Annotated in this window: 11 protein-coding genes and 1 pseudogene; 4 read left to right on the forward strand and 8 right to left on the reverse strand. The window is 65.0% G+C overall.

Annotated elements, in window-relative coordinates; translation table 11 throughout:
• Positions 1 to 3: 3 nt before the first annotated feature.
• Positions 4 to 1,224 (reverse strand): MFS transporter, encoded by a 1,221-nt coding sequence (locus FOM02_RS03895; protein WP_265441455.1) that lies wholly within the window; start codon positions 1,222 to 1,224, stop codon positions 4 to 6.
• A gap of 469 nt (positions 1,225 to 1,693) precedes the next feature.
• Complete coding sequence (gene lepA, locus FOM02_RS03900; protein WP_027561927.1) at positions 1,694 to 3,505, reverse strand: translation elongation factor 4; 1,812 nt, start codon at positions 3,503 to 3,505, stop codon at positions 1,694 to 1,696.
• Between the two features lie 114 nt (positions 3,506 to 3,619).
• Between lepA and FOM02_RS03905 the strand changes: the two genes are divergently transcribed.
• Positions 3,620 to 5,245 carry a glycosyltransferase family 39 protein gene (locus tag FOM02_RS03905; protein ID WP_027561928.1) on the forward strand — a complete coding sequence of 542 codons (1,626 nt, stop codon included), beginning with the start codon at positions 3,620 to 3,622 and terminating at the stop codon, positions 5,243 to 5,245.
• A gap of 128 nt (positions 5,246 to 5,373) precedes the next feature.
• Here the strand turns inward: FOM02_RS03905 and FOM02_RS03910 are convergent, their stop codons facing one another.
• The 5 genes and pseudogenes from FOM02_RS03910 to FOM02_RS03930 all read right to left on the reverse strand — a co-directional run bounded on the left by FOM02_RS03910 (position 5,374) and on the right by FOM02_RS03930 (position 9,460).
• A complete protein-coding gene (locus FOM02_RS03910) occupies positions 5,374 to 5,691 on the reverse strand; it encodes an HPr family phosphocarrier protein (protein ID WP_027561929.1) in 318 nt (105 codons plus the stop codon).
• Complete coding sequence (locus tag FOM02_RS03915) at positions 5,688 to 6,089, reverse strand: PTS sugar transporter subunit IIA (RefSeq protein ID WP_024339151.1); 402 nt, start codon at positions 6,087 to 6,089, stop codon at positions 5,688 to 5,690. The genes FOM02_RS03910 and FOM02_RS03915 overlap by 4 nt, the downstream gene beginning before the upstream one ends.
• Before the next feature lie 190 nt (positions 6,090 to 6,279).
• Positions 6,280 to 6,747, reverse strand: a pseudogene (locus tag FOM02_RS03920) (HPr kinase/phosphorylase).
• 11 nt (positions 6,748 to 6,758) lie between these two features.
• Complete coding sequence (locus tag FOM02_RS03925) at positions 6,759 to 8,555, reverse strand: sensor histidine kinase (protein WP_322596951.1); 1,797 nt, start codon at positions 8,553 to 8,555, stop codon at positions 6,759 to 6,761.
• A 203-nt stretch (positions 8,556 to 8,758) separates the two neighbouring features.
• Positions 8,759 to 9,460: a response regulator transcription factor gene (locus FOM02_RS03930; RefSeq protein ID WP_008542552.1), complete on the reverse strand. Its 702-nt coding sequence runs from the start codon at positions 9,458 to 9,460 to the stop codon at positions 8,759 to 8,761.
• A gap of 240 nt (positions 9,461 to 9,700) precedes the next feature.
• On the opposite strand from FOM02_RS03930, the gene FOM02_RS03935 reads away from it, so the two are divergent.
• The 3 genes from FOM02_RS03935 to FOM02_RS03945 all read left to right on the forward strand — a co-directional run bounded on the left by FOM02_RS03935 (position 9,701) and on the right by FOM02_RS03945 (position 15,015).
• The gene (locus FOM02_RS03935) at positions 9,701 to 10,435 is read left to right on the forward strand and encodes a HugZ family protein (RefSeq protein ID WP_027561932.1); all 735 of its coding nucleotides are present in this window, start codon (positions 9,701 to 9,703) and stop codon (positions 10,433 to 10,435) included.
• Positions 10,436 to 10,513: 78 nt separating this feature from the next.
• Complete coding sequence (locus FOM02_RS03940; protein WP_027561933.1) at positions 10,514 to 13,102, forward strand: CHAT domain-containing tetratricopeptide repeat protein; 2,589 nt, start codon at positions 10,514 to 10,516, stop codon at positions 13,100 to 13,102.
• 296 nt (positions 13,103 to 13,398) lie between these two features.
• Positions 13,399 to 15,015, forward strand: a complete 1,617-nt coding sequence (locus FOM02_RS03945) for a phosphoenolpyruvate carboxykinase (protein ID WP_027561934.1) — start codon at positions 13,399 to 13,401, stop codon at positions 15,013 to 15,015.
• 249 nt (positions 15,016 to 15,264) lie between these two features.
• Here the strand turns inward: FOM02_RS03945 and FOM02_RS03950 are convergent, their stop codons facing one another.
• On the reverse strand, positions 15,265 to 16,080 hold the full coding sequence (locus FOM02_RS03950; RefSeq protein ID WP_027561935.1) for an acyl-CoA thioesterase: 816 nt from the start codon (positions 16,078 to 16,080) through the stop codon (positions 15,265 to 15,267).
• Positions 16,081 to 16,128 lie beyond the last annotated feature (48 nt).

A 16,128-nucleotide genomic window follows, 5' to 3' on the forward strand; every position in this document is an offset into this window, starting at 1 on the left:
TCCTCACGCCGTCGCGCGGCCAAGCCCGAGTGTCTGCCTCCGTTTGGTCGGAAAGCTCAGCGCCACCGCAACGGCGGCAAGCCCGATCGCGAAGGAGCCGACATGCAGCCACGTGTATTGCTGGAAACTGTCGAACACCAGCCCGCCGGCCCAGGGGCCGAGTGCCATGCCGAGGCTCGCGAACGCCGACACCGCGCCAAACACGGTCCCCATGATGCGCGCGCCGAAATATTCGCGGACCAGCACCGCATAGAGCGGCATCACGCCGCCATAGGCGAGACCGAACACAACCGATAGCGCATAGAATTCGCCGAGTTGGGCCACCGCGAGATAAGTCGCGATGCACATCGCCTGCACGAACAGGCCGCCGACCAGCACGGGTTTTGCGCCGATGCGATCGGCGAGTGCGCCGAGCAGCAGGCGTCCGCCGAGGCCTGAGACGCCGGCGCCGCTGTAGACCGTCACTGCTGTCAGCGGCGCGATGCCGCATACCATCGCGTAAGACACCATGTGGAAGATCGGGCCTGAATGTGCGGCGCAGCAGGCGAAATGCGCGGCCGCGAGCGCGATGAATTGCGGCGTGCGCAGCGCCTGCGCCGCTGTCAGCTCGACTTCGGGTCCTGCGTCTGTGGTGGCGGCGCCCGCCGTTGCCGGCGCCGGACGCACCAGGAAGCAGGCTGGAATCAGCAGCGCCCAGGCAGCACAGCCGATCACCAGCATCGCGGTGCGCCAGTCATAGGCCGTGATCAGCCAGCTTGCGGTCGGCGCGATTGTCACCGGGGACACGCCCATGCCGGCGGAGACCAGCGCCACCGCAAGGCTGCGATTCCTCTCGATCCACGCGCTCGCAAGCGCCATCATCGGCGCGTAGAAACTGCCGGCGGCAATCCCGATCAGCACGCCGAAGCTGAGCTGGAATTGCCACAAGCTCGTCGCCTGGCTCGCGGTGACGAGACCGAGCCCGAGCAGAACGCTTCCTGCGAGAACCACGATGCGCGTGCCGAACCGGTCCGACAGCGTGCCCCACAGGAACGCGGCCACCCCCATGCAGAGGAAATCCAGCGTCGCCGCTGCCGACACCCCGGCGCGCGACCATCCCATCGCTTCCGAGATCGGCTGCAAGAACACCGCCAGCGACAGCATCGTGCCGAACCCGACACAGGTCATCAGCGCGCCCGCGGCGACAATGACCCAGCCATAGTCGAAGCCCGACGGCTTGCTCATGCGTTTCCTCGCGCTTGGTTTTGTTGGTGGTGCGCGCTGGGATGGTGGCCTATCGGGCGGCGGAGGGCAAGGCTGGCGGCTATACGCGCTTTGCCACCCTGCCGTGAACGCGATCTATCCCGTCGCGATGATCAAGCTCTTCGCCGCATCGTCATTGCCAGGCGCGCTACGCGCGAGCCCGGAATCCATCGCGGAGCATCAATGCGGAGAAGGGCTTGCGGGCTCGCGCCAATTGGCGTGCCTGGGAATGGCGATGTGCCACACACCGCGAGGATTGCATTATGCCCCTGTTTTGCCCGACGGAGCAAGCTCAATTCTGAAAATCAAAAATCATCAATCCGAACAAGTCTACTGTGCATGGGGTTGTTTTCGACATTTTTGTCGTCCGGTCGGCTTCTCCGCGGCTCCAACAACGAAAATGCCCGGGACAGGCCCGGGCACGAGGTCGGCGAACTGATCTACGACGGTCTCAGCTGTCCACCTTCAGCGCGGCAATGAAGGCTTCCTGCGGGATGTCGACCTTGCCGAACTGCCGCATCTTCTTCTTGCCTTCCTTCTGCTTCTCCAGAAGTTTTCGTTTACGCGTGATGTCGCCGCCGTAGCACTTTGCGGTGACGTCCTTGCGCAGCGCGCGCACCGTCTCGCGCGCGATCACCTTGCCGCCGATCGCCGCCTGGATCGGGATCTGGAACATGTGCGGCGGGATCAGCTCCTTCATCTTCTCGACCATGGCGCGGCCGCGCCCTTCCGCGCGGGTGCGATGCACCAGCATCGAGAGCGCATCGACCGGCTCGGCGTTGACGAGGATCTGCATCTTGACGAGGTCGGCCGGCTTGTAGTCGGTGAGATGATAGTCGAACGAGGCGTAGCCCTTGGAGACCGATTTGAGGCGGTCGTAGAAGTCGAACACGACCTCGTTGAGCGGCAGGTCGTATTTCACCATGGCGCGGGAGCCGACGTAAGTGAGCTCCTTCTGCGAGCCGCGGCGGTCCTGGCACAGCTTCAGGACGCTGCCGAGATATTCGTCGGGCGTGAGGATCGTCGCCTCGATCCAGGGCTCGTCGATCTCGGCGATCTTGACCACGTCGGGCATGTCGACGGGATTGTGGATCTCGAGCTCGGTCCCGTCGGTGAGCTTCATCTTGTAGATGACGCTCGGCGCGGTCGCGATCAAATTGAGATCGAACTCGCGCGACAGCCGCTCCTGGATGATCTCGAGGTGCAAGAGGCCAAGGAAGCCGCAGCGGAAGCCGAAGCCGAGCGCGGCCGAGGTCTCCATCTCGAAGGAGAAGCTGGCGTCGTTGAGGCGCAGCTTGCCCATCGCGGCGCGCAGCGTCTCGAAGTCGTCGGCGTCGACCGGGAACAGGCCGCAGAACACCACGGGGATCGCCGGCTTGAAGCCGGGCAGCATGTCGGCGACCGGCTTCCTGTCGTCGGTGATGGTGTCGCCGACGCGGGTGTCGGCGACTTCCTTGATCGCGGCGGTGATGAAGCCGATCTCGCCGGGGCCGAGCTCCTCGACCTGCTGCATCTTCGGCGTGAAGAAGCCGACGCGCTCGACGTCGTAGGCCGCGCCCGTGCCCATCATGCGCACGCGGCTACCCTTCTTCATGACGCCGTCCACGACGCGGATCAGCACGACGACGCCGAGATAGACGTCGTACCAGCTGTCGACCAGCAGCGCCTTCAAGGTTGCATCGCGGTCGCCCTTCGGCGGCGGCAGGCGGGTGACGATGGCTTCCAGCACGTCGGGAACGCCGAGGCCGGTCTTGGCCGAGATCATCACCGCATCCGAGGCGTCGATGCCGATGACGTCCTCGATCTGCTGCTTGATCTTCTCCGGCTCGGCCGCGGGCAGGTCGACCTTGTTCAGGACCGGGACGATCTCGTGATTGTTGTCGAGCGCCTGGTAGACGTTGGCGAGCGTCTGCGCCTCGACGCCCTGGCTGGCGTCGACCACCAAGAGGGAACCCTCGCAGGCCGCCAGCGACCGCGAGACTTCGTAGGCGAAGTCGACATGGCCGGGCGTGTCCATCAGGTTGAAGATGTAATCCTTGCCGTCCTTGGCGCGGTACGACAGGCGCACCGTCTGCGCCTTGATGGTGATGCCGCGCTCGCGCTCGATGTCCATGGAATCGAGCACCTGCTCCTTGCCCGCCATTTCGCGGTCGGAGAGGCCGCCGGTCATCTGGATCAGGCGGTCGGCCAGCGTCGATTTGCCATGGTCGATATGGGCGACGATGGAGAAATTGCGGATGTTGGAAATGGGGACGGTCGTCATGGGCGCGGGATACCACTCACATCCCCGTGCGGCAACCATATTGCTGTATTTTCAGGGTCTTTGTTCACGCCAAGCTGATTCCAAGCGGGGCCAAAACGCGCTAGCAAGCGGGCCATGTCGACCACCTCTCTTCCCACGGCCAGAGCGCGGGCGAAGACCCGCTTGAGTTACAACCGCTTCCGGTCCTGGCTGGTCGCCTGCGCGATCCGCCCCGAGGCGCGGCTGTGGCTGGTGATCCAGCTCGCGATCCTGCACGCGGTGCTGTGGACCTTCATCCTGATCAATCTCAAGGCAGCGCAGGACGTTCATATGGACGTCGCAGAAGCCTATGGCTGGGGCCAGAAATTCCTCTGGGGCTACGGCAAGCACCCGCCGCTGTCGGGCTGGGTCGCCGGGCTCTGGTTCAAGGTGTTCCCGGCGGCGGATTGGGCGACCTATGCGCTGGCGATGGCGACCGTCGGCGTCGGCATGGTGATCTGCTGGCTGGTTGCCTTGCGCGTGGTGGATGCGCGGCGCGCGTTCCTGGTCGTGGTGATGGTCGCGCTCTACCCGATCTTCAATTTCAAGGGTTTCAAGTACAACGCGGATTTGCTCCAGCTCGTCACGCTGCCGCTGCTGGTGCTGGCCTATCTCAACGCCTTCGAGAAGCGGACGTGGCAATCCGGCGTCTGGCTCGGCCTTGCCGGCGCGCTGGCGCTGATGACCAAATACTGGGTGCTGACCATGATCGGCGCCATCGGCCTTGCCGCGCTGATCCATCCGGATCGCATGAGGTTCCTGTTGTCGCCGACGCCGTGGGTGGCGATCGCGACGATGGTGGTGGCGATGATCCCGCACATCGTCTGGCTGGCGGAGGCGCATTTCGTGCCGCTGACCTATGCCGGCGACACCTACAGCCTCGAGGATGCTGGCCTCGTGCATCAGCTCGTGGCCGGCTATGCCCTGCATAATTTCGCGCTGCTGGCGCTGCCGGTGGCGCTCGCTGCGCTCGCGATGGCGCTGGTGCCGCCGTGGCTCAGGCTGCTCGTGCGTGCGCCCTTGCGCATCGTCACGCGGGCCTGGGCGCGCGGCGAAAATCCCGGCGTCAATGTTGCGCAGGCGCTGAATGTCTGGATCGTCCAGATCATCGTCGCGGTCGGCCCGCCGCTCGGCGCGCTCGCCTTCAGCATCTACATGAAGACGGACTGGGGCATCTCGCTGTTCTTCCTGGTGCCGGTGGCGCTGGTCGCGATCCCGGCGCTGCGGGTGCAGAGCGCGGTGCTGTTCAACATCGCCGCGATCTGGCTCGTGCTGAGCGTCGCGACGCTGGCGGCTTCGCCCTGGATCGCCGCGCGCGAGATGGCGGCCAATGCCGGCAACGCCGCGATCTATGGCGCGCGCTCGGATCTCGCGCGCGAATTGACGCAGGCCTGGCACACCCGCTTCGGCTCGCGCTGGGCCGTCGTTGCCGGCACCATGGAACAGATCCAGCCGCTGGTGTTCTACAGCGCGGATCACCCGGCGGCGTTGATGCCGCTGGAGGCCTGGGATTCCGGGCTGACCTCGCGCGAGGACGCGAAGAAGTACGGCTTCATCGGCGTGTTCGACCCGACCGACGGCCGCCTGCCCGCGTTCGAGAAATGGGTGGCGGAGGTCGCGCCGAATGCGGAGCGCATCGTGATGACGACGCGCCGCTTCACCCACGGCAAGGCCGGCCCGTCGATGAGCTGGAACGTCTACATCGCCCCGCCGGCGAAGTGACCGAAGGTGCCGTAGTGCCGTAGGGTGGGAAAAGGCGCGAAGCGCCGTGCCCACGACCTTTCGACAATCATGAGACGTGGTGGGCAGCTTCGCTTTGCCCACCCTACGGCACTGAGCGCGTGGAGGGCCTAAACCCCTTCCTCGTTGAACTTGCTCTCAACGAGCTCGGTGATCGCGGCAAGCGCAGCTTCCGCTTCCGCTCCGGCCGCCGCGACCGTGATCGTCGTACCCGGGCCTGCAGCGAGCATCATCAGGCCCATGATCGAGGTGCCGCCGACGGTCTCGCCGCCGCGCGTCACCCACACTTGCGCATCGAAGCGCTCGACCGCCTGGACGAACTTCGCCGAAGCCCGCGCATGCAGGCCGCGCTTGTTGATGATCAGAAGCTCTTTGGAAATCGCGCCCGCGGGCACGCCCGTCCCCGCTTGCGGCGCCTCTTCGCTCATTTGCCGGCGAGCACGCGGCTGGCGATGGTGACGTATTTGCGGCCCGCTTCCTGGGCCATTGCGATTGCGTCGGGCAGCGAACGCTCCTCGCGCACCTTGGCGAGCTTCACCAGCATGGGAAGGTTGATTCCCGCGAGCACTTCGACCTTGGGCCGGCTCATGCAGGAAATCGCAAGGTTGGACGGCGTGCCGCCGAACATGTCGGTGAGGATCGCAACGCCGTCGCCGGAATCGACGCGGTTAACCGCTTCGATGATGTCGCTTCGGCAGAGATCGGAATCATCTTCGGCGCCGATCGTGATCGCTTCGATTTGCTTTTGTGGGCCCATGACATGCTCAAGCGCTGCCTTGAATTCGTCGGCAAGGCGCCCGTGGGTCACAAGTACTAGACCAATCATCGGAAAACTCCTCGCGGGCGCTTTTGGTGCACCGCACGAACGCGCCACTTTGACCATCCAGAGCCCCCGCGCAAGAGGGGATGTTGCGTATCTCCCTGAATCTAGACGGATGGATGAGGGGAGCTGCGCCGGTCTACTCGGCCGCGATAGTGGGGTTCATATGGTTACCATTTCCCTTCAAACAATCGCCTCAGGGCTTAGCAGAAGGTTAACTCTTGGTAGTGGTCAAGGCCGCGACAACCAAAGGGAGGGGCGAATAGTCGCGGCCGACGGGGATTCGCGGTATTTCGACACCCAAAATGCTGGTTTTCAGGGATTCTGCCCGAGGCAGCCGTTCGGCGTCCTGAGCGTCCAGATCGACCACGAGACCGACGGTCGCACGCTCCACGAAGTCGCAGCGACGGATTCCGAGGCCCCTGATCTCGATCAGGCCGGCGAGTGTCGGTGCGTGACGGACCTCAATTTCCTTGCCGAGTGTCGCCAGATGGACACGGTCGTCACCGACCAGGACGGCCGGTTCGACCATGCCTGATCGCCCCGCCATGATCAGATCGAAGGCGAGGCGCGATTTGCCGGAGCCCGACGGACCGCGGATCAGCACCGCCAGATTGCCGACCTTGACTGCGGAGGCGTGAATGCTGGGTCCGCCTTCGTTCAAGCTGCCTTGGCTCATAGCGCCGGCAGTCTCACCACGAAGCGCGCGCCGGCAACGGTCGGTGCGCCGTCCTCGTCCACCGGGCCTGCGCGGTTCTCGGCCCAGATCCGTCCGCCATGGGCATCGACGATCTGCTTGGAGATCGACAGGCCGAGGCCGGAGTTCTGGCCAAAGCCCTGATGCGGCCGGTCGGTGTAGAAGCGCTCGAAGATGCGCTCCAGCGCATCGTCGCGGATGCCGGGGCCGTCATCGTCGACCACGATCTCGATCTCTCCGCGCACGCGGCGGCAGGTGAGGCGCACCTTATTGCCGGCTTCCGAGAACGACTGCGCGTTGGAGAGCAGGTTGGAGACCACCTGTCCAAGCCGCGAATCATGGCCGGTCACGGCAAAGGTGTCGGTCGGACCGCGGCCCTCGAACCGTGTCTCGACCGCGACGCCGTGGCCGAGCTTGGTCTCGTTTGCGACGGAGACGAGCGTCGTCAGCAGACGGCGCAGATCGACCGGGATCGCATCCTGACGCTGGAGCTCGGCATCGAGACGGCTGGCGTCGGAGATGTCGGAGATCAAGCGGTCGAGCCGCTTGACGTCGTGCTCGATCACCTCCAGCAGGCGGGCGCGGCTGTTCTCGTTGCGCGCCAGCGGCAGCGTCTCGACCGCGGAGCGCAGCGAGGTCAGCGGGTTCTTCAATTCGTGGGCGACGTCGGCGGCGAACATCTCGATCGCCTCCATGCGGCTGTACAGCGCGCTGGTCATGTCGCGCAGCGCGCCGGAGAGATGGCCGATCTCGTCGCGGCGGCGGGTGAAGTCGGGAATCTCGATGCGGGCCTTGATGCGCCGGCGGACGCGCTCGGCGCTGTCGGCGAGCCGGCGTACGGGCCCGGCGATCGTGCTCGCCAGCAGCAGCGACAGCATGATCATGACGGCGGCGGCGACGCCGCCGACCTTCAGGATGGCAAGGCGCTCCGCGGTCACCATCTGGTCGATTTCGTCGCCCTGGGTCGAGAGCATCAGCGCACCGTGGATGGCGCGCGAGCGCAGCACGGGCACGGCGACCGAGACGATCACCTCGCCGCGCGAATTGACCCGCACCATCGAGCGCTTCTGTCCCTGCAACGCGTCGCTCACTTCCGCATAGCCATTGCCGTTCTCGCGCCCGAGCTCGCGATACAGCGGCAGGTCGCCGCGGTTCAGCCAGGTGCGGATCGCGACCATGCCGCGCTCGACGAGGCCGGGCTTCTGCGACGGCGGCGGCAGCGGGAAGCTCAGCACGTTGTCGAGGTCACGGCTGTCGAGCAGCAAGGTCCCGTAAGGATCGAAGATCCGCGCGCGGGTCTTGGTCGGCGAGATCAGCGTGCGCAACACCGGCGCCACGCGCTCCGGGTTGATCGGGAAATCGAGCGAATCGTCGGTCCCGCCATAGCTGTCGCCGGTCTTGAGGTCGAGCAGGCGGTCGGGATCGATGGTGATGGCGTTGGTCTGCACGGTCGCGGAGGCTGCGATCGCGCCGGCGATGATCTCGCCCTGCACCAGCAGGCTCTGCGCGCGCGCGTCGATCAGGCCGGCACGGAACTGCGACAGGTACAGGATGCTCGCCACCAGCGCGACCAGGCCGGCGAGGTTGAGCGAGACGATCCGGCGGGTCAGGCTCGAGAAGGACAGCGCGAAGAAGAACTGCCCGGCGCGCTTCAGCCAGTTCAGCGGCCGCCAGCCCTGCGCGGCCGGCTTGTCGTCGGCAACGTGCTCCGGAACGCCGTCGGATCCGATATCCCCGGCGTTCTGGTTCTCGTCAGGCTGCGTTCGGTCAAGCAATGCTTACGCCCGCGTTAGGCATCTCGTGCGAAGGGTCCTCGCATCCTAGAACATGATCCGGAAAAGTGTGCAGCGGTTTTCCGAAAGGATCATCCTCAAACAGCAATCCAAAGCGTCGTCCCGGTCGCGCCTTGGAGCGATCCCGGTCCCGATGAAACGAGAACCGGCGATGCTCTCAATCTTTCGCGAAGGCGCGCTGAGCTTCAGGCTTCCTTGAAACGATAGCCGACGCCGTACAGCGTCTCGATCATCTCGAACTCGTTGTCGACCACCTTGAACTTCTTGCGTAGCCGCTTGATGTGGCTGTCGATGGTGCGGTCGTCGACATAGACCTGGTCGTCATAGGCGGCATCCATCAGCGCGTTGCGGCTCTTCACCACGCCGGGCCGGGTCGCGAGCGCCTGGAGGATCAGGAATTCGGTGACGGTCAGCGTCACCGGCTCGTTCTTCCAGGTGCAGGTGTGCCGTTCGGGGTCCATGCGCAAAAGGCCGCGATCGAGCGCCTTGGCGTCGTTCTCCTTCGGCGCGACGGTCGGGTCCTTCGGCGCCGAGCGGCGCAGCACCGCCTTGACGCGCTCGACCAGGAGGCGCTGGGAGAACGGTTTGCGGATGAAATCGTCGGCGCCCATCTTGAGGCCGAACAGCTCGTCGATCTCCTCGTCCTTGGACGTCAGGAAGATCACCGGCAGGTCGGACTTCTGGCGCAGGCGCCGCAGCGTCTCCATGCCGTCCATGCGCGGCATCTTGATGTCGAGGATGGCAAGATCGGGCTGAGTGGTGCGGAAGCCGTCAAGCGCGGAGGCACCGTCGGTGTAGGTCATGATGCGGTAGCCTTCGGCTTCCAGCGCGATCGAGACGGATGTGAGAATGTTGCGGTCGTCGTCGACCAAAGCGATTGTGGGCATGAGCCTCTGCTTTCTGCTTTCCGTTTGGGTCGTGGCTTGAAACGGCGAGCAATCCAGTGATGCGCCGCATACATGGGTGCCAAAGTGGCGTACGAACCTTGTCACCGAGCAATGCAAGCTGGGCTGAAGTGTGACCAAGTTCCACGAAACACGGCAGATTCGCCGCATCTCGACCCATAACCAGACCCCCGTTTACCCGAAAAAAGACCCACCTTGCAACCACCTGAGCCGAGAAAGCCGATGCAACCGACCCCCGATTTCGCTCCCGAAAAGCTCGCCAAATCGCTGCTGCGGCGGTCGCGGCAGGGCGCTCTCGCAACGTTGATGGCGGGCTCAGGCGATCCCTATTGTTCCCTGGTCAATCTGGCGAGCCATCCGGACGGCTCGCCGATCCTGCTGATCTCCGGTTTAGCCGTGCACACCAGGAATATCCTGGCCGACAACAGGGTCTCCCTGATGCTGGACGAGCGCGCCGCCGGCGATCCCCTGGAAGGCGCCCGGATCATGCTGTCGGGCCGGGCCGAAGGGGCCGGGGCGGACAAGGATCTCCTCCAGCGACGGTATCTCAATGCCCATCCGTCCGCGGAAGCTTTTGTTTCATTTAAGGATTTCTCCTTCTTCCGGATTCGCCCGACGGGAACCCATCTGGTTGCGGGCTTCGGCCGGATCGTCGACCTCAAGCCCGAACAGTTCCTCACCGACCTCACTGGCGCCGAGGATCTGCTCGCGGCGGAGGAGGGGGCCGTCGAGCACATGAACGCCGACCATCGCGACGCCATGGGCCTCTATGCAACAAAGCTCCTCGGCGCCCCCGCCGGCGACTGGCGCTGCACCGGCTGCGATCCCGAAGGCCTCGACATGCAGGATGGCCAGACCGCGCTCCGGCTGGATTTTCCGGAGCGCGTGACCGACGGCACAGGCCTGCGCAAGATGCTGGTCCGCCTCGCTGGCGAAGCGCGCACAATGGTGGACTGAAGCGCAGCCGTTTGAACGCGGCCCCCCATCGCTGCGACCCAAGACCGTAATGGTTCGAAGTCGGCCGCGAGAGGGTTCATGACACGCCGTCGTTTGACGCTGGTTGCGGGTTTGGCACTCGCGACCACGATATCGCTTGCCACTCCCAGTCTTGCCCAGAAAGGCCTTGCCGCGGAAAGCGCGCGGATTAGCGCGCTCATCAGTGCCGGGAAGTATTCGGAAGCGCTGCCGCTCGCGCAAGGCATGGCCACGCGCCTGGAGAGTGACAACGGCCGCGAGCTCGCTGCCGCGCTCAACAATCTCGGCCAGGTCTATGCCGGCCAGGGGCGGGATGACCTCGCCGAGCCGCTCTACAAGCGCGCCATCGCGCTGATGGAAAAGGCGCTCGGTCTCGAAACGCCACTGGTTTCGGCGGAGTTGACCAATCTCGCCGCGCTTTATCAGCGCCAGGGCCGCTTCGCTGAAGCCGAGCCGCTGTTCAAGCGCGCGCTTACCGTCAGCGAAAAAGGCCTGTCGCGCGAGCATCCCGATGTCGGCCGGGCCCTCAACAATCTCGCCACGCTTTATGTGAAGCAGGAGCGGCATGCCGAGGCCGAGCCGCTATTCCAGCGCGCTCTCGCGATCTATCAGAAAGTCGGCGGGCCCGAGCATCCCGCGGTTGCCACGGTCCTGAACAACATCGGCCAGGTCGATCGCGATCTCAACCGCGATGCCGAGGCCGAAGCGCCGATCAAGCGCTCGCTCGCAATCCGCGAGAAGGTGCTTGGACCGGATCATCCGGACGTGGCCCGCTCGCTGAACAATCTCGCGGGGCTCTATCAGCACGAGCGGCGCTATGCCGAGGCCGAGCCGCTTTATCGCCGCGCGCTGGCGATCCGCGAGCGTGCGCTCGGACCTGACAATCCCGATGTCGCGACCTCGACCAGCAATCTCGCCGCCTTCCTTCAGGCGTCGGGACGAACAGCCGATGCGCTGCCGCTCGCCGAAAAGACGCTCGCGGCCAACCGCGCGCAGCTGCGCGTGGTGTTGCCGATCCTGTTCGCGGCGCGCCAGCAATCCCTGCTGCCAGACGACAAGGCGCTCGATGAGGCGCTGGCCGCGATCCAGCGCGGCACGCAATCCTCCGCCGCCTCCGCCGTGAACAAGCTTGCGGTCCGGCTCGCCGCGGGCAGCGACCGGCTCGCCGAACTCGTGCGCAAGGACCAGGACCTCGCGGCCGAGACCGAGGCGCTCGACAAGGCGATCATCGCCGCGGTGTCGAAGCAATCCGCCCAGCGGGATCTTGCCGCCGAGCAGCGCAGCCGCGCCCGGATCACCGCGATCGCCAAGGAGCGTGCGGGCTTGCAGAACACGCTCGCGGTCGAGTTTCCCGACTATGCCTCGCTATCCAATCCGCTGCCGCTGACGTTGAAGGACATCCAGCCCTTGCTGTCTGCCGACGAGGCGATGGTGCTCTATTCCGTTGTCGACAAGCAGAGCTATGTCATCGCGATCACGCGTGAGGGCGTCGACTGGAAAGAGATTCCGCTCGGTGCGGACGCGCTGACGCAAAAGGTCACCGCATTCCGCAAGGGGCTCGACGTCGGCAAGGCGCGCGATGGCTCGGGCAAATCGGGACTGTTCGACCTTGCGCTTGCCAACGAGCTCTATGTCGCGTTGCTCGGCCCGGTCGAGGCGCTGACGAAGGACAAGCGCAACCTGCTGGTGGTGCCGTCGGCGGCGCTTACCGCGTTGCCGTTTCACTTGCTGGTCACGGAGAAGCCGCAGGCTGCGATCCCGGACACGCTCGAAGGCTATCGCAGCGCCGCCTGGCTGCTGCGGCGTCAGGCGGTGTCGGTGCTGCCGTCGGTGATCAGCCTGAAATCGCTGCGTGCGTTTGCGCGCCGGGATCAGGGAGTCAAGCCGATGACCGGCTTTGGCGATCCCGTCTTCAACCCGGCGCTGGAAGGCCCGGCCGATCGGCGCGCCGCAAGCGGCAAGGTCGCCGCGCGCAACATTGCGACCACCGCCTATACCGACTTCTGGCGCGGTGCCGGCGTCGATCGCGCGCAGCTTGCAAAAGCGCTGCCGCAGCTGCCCGACACCGCCGACGAGCTGAACGCGGTGGCGAAGGATGTCGGCGCCACCGATGCCGACATCCATCTCGGCCGTGACGCCAGCGAGACGACGCTGAAGCGTGCAGCGCTTGCTCAATACAGCATCATCTACTTCGCCACCCACGGCCTCGTTGCCGGCGACATCAAGGGACTTGGTGAGCCCTCGCTCGCGCTCTCCATTCCCGATCAGCCCACCGAGCTCGACGACGGCTTGTTGACCGCGAGCGAGGTCGCCCAGCTCAAGCTCAATGCGGATTGGGTGGTGCTGTCGGCGTGCAACACGATCGCCGGCGACAAGCCCGGCGCCGAGGCGCTGTCGGGGCTGGCGCGCGCGTTCTTCTACGCCGGCGCCCGCGCGCTGCTGGTCTCGCATTGGGCGGTGGATTCGGAAGCTGCCACCCGCCTGACCACGTCGACTTTCGAGTTGCTCAAAAACGAACCAAAGATCGGGCGTGCCGAAGCCTTGCGCCGCGCGATGTTAACCTACGTTGATGACACTTCGTCACCGCGCAATGCCTACCCCGCGATGTGGGGACCGTTCGCACTCGTCGGCGAAGGAGAGGTACGATAGGCCGGACTTGAAGTCCGTGCTTGGGTTGTGCATCGCAAAAACCTCAAACAACGCAGAAATGCGTATTTGGTTGCGCGATCATTTGCGATTTTATGATGCGCCTGCTCAGAGCTGACATGCGCGACGTTTGGCGCGGTCCTTGAATAAACCAAATCCTGCGGGATCAGCTTGGCAACGCCAGCGTTCATCAGTATTAGGTCGCCCAGCCGAGGCCGGATGGTCTATTATTAACGGTGACCGCGATGGTGCCAAAGCTTGGCCGCGCTGAGTGTCGCGGGTTCTAGGAGGATTTTTTCGTGCAAGAGACGGGCGTGCGCAACGGTGCCTTCGGTGCCGACAAATTCGGCTTAAAGAATCTCAAGCAGGTTCACTGGAACCTCGGTGCGCCGCAACTCTATCAATACTCGCTCTCCGCGGGCGAGGCGGTGCTCTCCGCCGACGGTGCGCTCTGCGCCGACACCGGCGAGTTCACCGGCCGCAGCCCGAAGGACAAGTTCACGGTGCGTGACGCCACCACCGACAAGAAGATGTGGTGGGCCGGCAACCAGTCGATCACCGCAGAGCAGTTCGAGACGCTCTATCAGGACTTCCTCAAGCACGCCGAAGGCAAGAGCCTGTTCGCGCAGGATCTCTACGGCGGCGCCGATGCGGCCTACCGGATCAAGACGCGCGTCTTCACCGAGCTCGCCTGGCACTCGCTGTTCATCCGCACGCTCTTGATCCGCCCCGAGGCGGTCGAGCTGTCGAGCTTCACGCCGGAGCTCACCATCATCGACATGCCGAGCTTCCGCGCCGATCCCAAACGGCACGGCTGCAAGTCGGAGAACGTCGTCGCGATCGATTTCGCCCGCAAGATCGTCCTGATCGGCGGGTCTTACTATGCCGGCGAGATGAAGAAGTCGGTCTTCACCACACTGAACTACTATCTGCCCGAGCGCGGCGTGATGCCGATGCACTGTTCGGCCAATGTCGGCGCGAACGGCGACACCGCGATCTTCTTCGGCCTGTCCGGCACCGGCAAGACCACGCTGTCGGCCGATCCGAACCGCACGCTGATCGGCGACGATGAGCACGGCTGGGGCCCGAACGGCGTCTTCAATTTCGAAGGCGGCTGCTACGCCAAGTGCATCAAGCTCTCGCAGGAAGCCGAGCCCGAGATCTACGCGGCCTCGACCCGCTTCGGCGCAGTGCTCGAGAATTGCGTGCTCGACGAAGACACCCGCGTGGTCGATTTCGACGACGGCTCCAAGACCGAGAACACGCGCTCGGCGTATCCGCTGGACTTCATCCCGAACGCCTCGCGCACCGGCCGTGCGCCGCAGCCGAAGAACGTCGTGATGCTCGCCGCCGACGCCTTCGGCGTGATGCCGCCGATCGCAAAGCTGTCGCCGGCGCAGGCGATGTATCACTTCCTCTCCGGCTACACCGCCAAGGTCGCCGGCACCGAGCGCGGTCTCGGCAATGAGCCGCAGCCGGAATTCTCGACCTGCTTCGGCTCGCCCTTCCTGCCGCTCGACCCCAGCGTTTACGGCAACATGCTGCGCGACCTCATCGCCCAGCACAATGTCGATTGCTGGCTGGTCAACACGGGGTGGACCGGCGGCAAGTACGGCACCGGCTCGCGCATGCCGATCAAGGTGACCCGCGCGCTGCTCACCGCCGCGCTCGACGGCTCCTTGCGCAACGTCGAATTCCGCACCGACAAATATTTCGGCTTCGCGGTCCCGACTGCGCTGCCGGGCGTGCCGGCCGAGATCCTCAACCCGGTGAACACCTGGAAGGACAAGGACGAGTTCGACAAGACCGCCCGCGCGCTGGTCGGCATGTTCCAGAAGAACTTTGCCAAGTTCGAGGCCCAGGTCGACGCCGAAGTGCGCGCCGCGGCGCCCGACGTGAAGCTCGCGGCGGAGTAATCGCTCCGTCTTCAATGCAAAAGGGCGGCCGCAAGGCCGCCCTTTTTTGTTTTGCGGACCTTCGCCTCTCCCCGCGCGCGGGAGAGGCCGACGCGCGTAGCGCGGCGGTGAGGGGAGCTTCCGTCGAGTCCGTCTTTTACGTGTATCGTCGGAAGCAGCCTTTCCGCGAGTCCGTCTTTTATTGTATTCGCGGAAGCAGCCCCTCACCCCAACCCTCTCCCCGTAAGAACGGGGAGAGGGGAAGAGCAGCTACGCCTTGAAATACGCGATCTGCGTCGTGGTCGCGAGCAGCCGGCCGTTCGGCGACCACAGCTCGGCGTTCTGGTCGGCGTAGCTCTTGTGCATGATCTTCGAGTCCACCGTCGCGAGCACACGCGTGATGTTCTCTGCGGCGAGCTCCTCGCTGTCGGTGTGGAAATAGGTCGTCAGCGACACCGTGCCGAACGGCACCAGCTCGCGCCGGGCGTGGAAGATGCGGCCGAAGAAGGCGTCCGACATCGACATCAGCGAGGGCATGTCGAGCCTGCGCGGCTCGCGGTCGCTGATCCAGAGCTTTGAATAGGTGCTGGCGAATTCCGCCTGCGGCGGGCCGATGCGCATCTCGCCCTCGACGAAGCGGAATTCATACTGGTTGGCCCAGGACGCCTGGATCTTCGGGAACGGCAGAGTCTGCTCGAACGGCTTTGTCTCGGGATATTGCGCCACCCTGTGCTCCCAGGATGGCCGGCGCTCGGCGAACACGGCGGTGGCGAGCGTTGCGACCTCGCCGCCGCCCTGCGACAGTTCGACGCTCCAGTGCTGGCTCGAGCGGTTGGCTTTCACCAGACGGATGTCGAGATCGAACGGGCCCTTGGCGATCGGCGCGCAGTAATTGACGGTCAGCGCCAGCGGATCGCCGGCGGCTTGCGGATGCTCGATCAGCGCGCGCAGGATGGTCGCGGCCGTGGCGCCGCCGAACGGGCCGACAAAGGCCCAGTAATCGTCGCTGGTATGCCCCTGCCAACTCGAGTCACCCGCCGTGATGCGGGTGGCGTCGTCGAAGGGGTGCGGGAGCTTGGCGTGCATGTTCGTTTCCGTCTCGAGATTCCGGGTTCGGCTCTGCGAGCCGCCTCG

It is taken from the genome of Bradyrhizobium sp. SEMIA (assembly GCF_014844175.1).
GTDB lineage: Bacteria > Pseudomonadota > Alphaproteobacteria > Rhizobiales > Xanthobacteraceae > Bradyrhizobium > Bradyrhizobium arachidis.

What these genes read in the sequence shown, in the direction of transcription:
- FOM02_RS03895 (WP_265441455.1), bottom strand. Translation starts at nt 1,224, where the DNA reads ATGAGCAAGCCGTCGGGCTTCGACTATGGCTGGGTCATTGTCGCCGCG.
- lepA (WP_027561927.1), bottom strand. Translation starts at nt 3,505, where the DNA reads ATGACGACCGTCCCCATTTCCAACATCCGCAATTTCTCCATCGTCGCC.
- FOM02_RS03905 (WP_027561928.1), top strand. Translation starts at nt 3,620, where the DNA reads ATGTCGACCACCTCTCTTCCCACGGCCAGAGCGCGGGCGAAGACCCGC.
- FOM02_RS03910 (WP_027561929.1), bottom strand. Translation starts at nt 5,691, where the DNA reads ATGAGCGAAGAGGCGCCGCAAGCGGGGACGGGCGTGCCCGCGGGCGCG.
- FOM02_RS03915 (WP_024339151.1), bottom strand. Translation starts at nt 6,089, where the DNA reads ATGATTGGTCTAGTACTTGTGACCCACGGGCGCCTTGCCGACGAATTC.
- FOM02_RS03930 (WP_008542552.1), bottom strand. Translation starts at nt 9,460, where the DNA reads ATGCCCACAATCGCTTTGGTCGACGACGACCGCAACATTCTCACATCC.
- FOM02_RS03935 (WP_027561932.1), top strand. Translation starts at nt 9,701, where the DNA reads ATGCAACCGACCCCCGATTTCGCTCCCGAAAAGCTCGCCAAATCGCTG.
- FOM02_RS03940 (WP_027561933.1), top strand. Translation starts at nt 10,514, where the DNA reads ATGACACGCCGTCGTTTGACGCTGGTTGCGGGTTTGGCACTCGCGACC.
- FOM02_RS03950 (WP_027561935.1), bottom strand. Translation starts at nt 16,080, where the DNA reads ATGCACGCCAAGCTCCCGCACCCCTTCGACGACGCCACCCGCATCACG.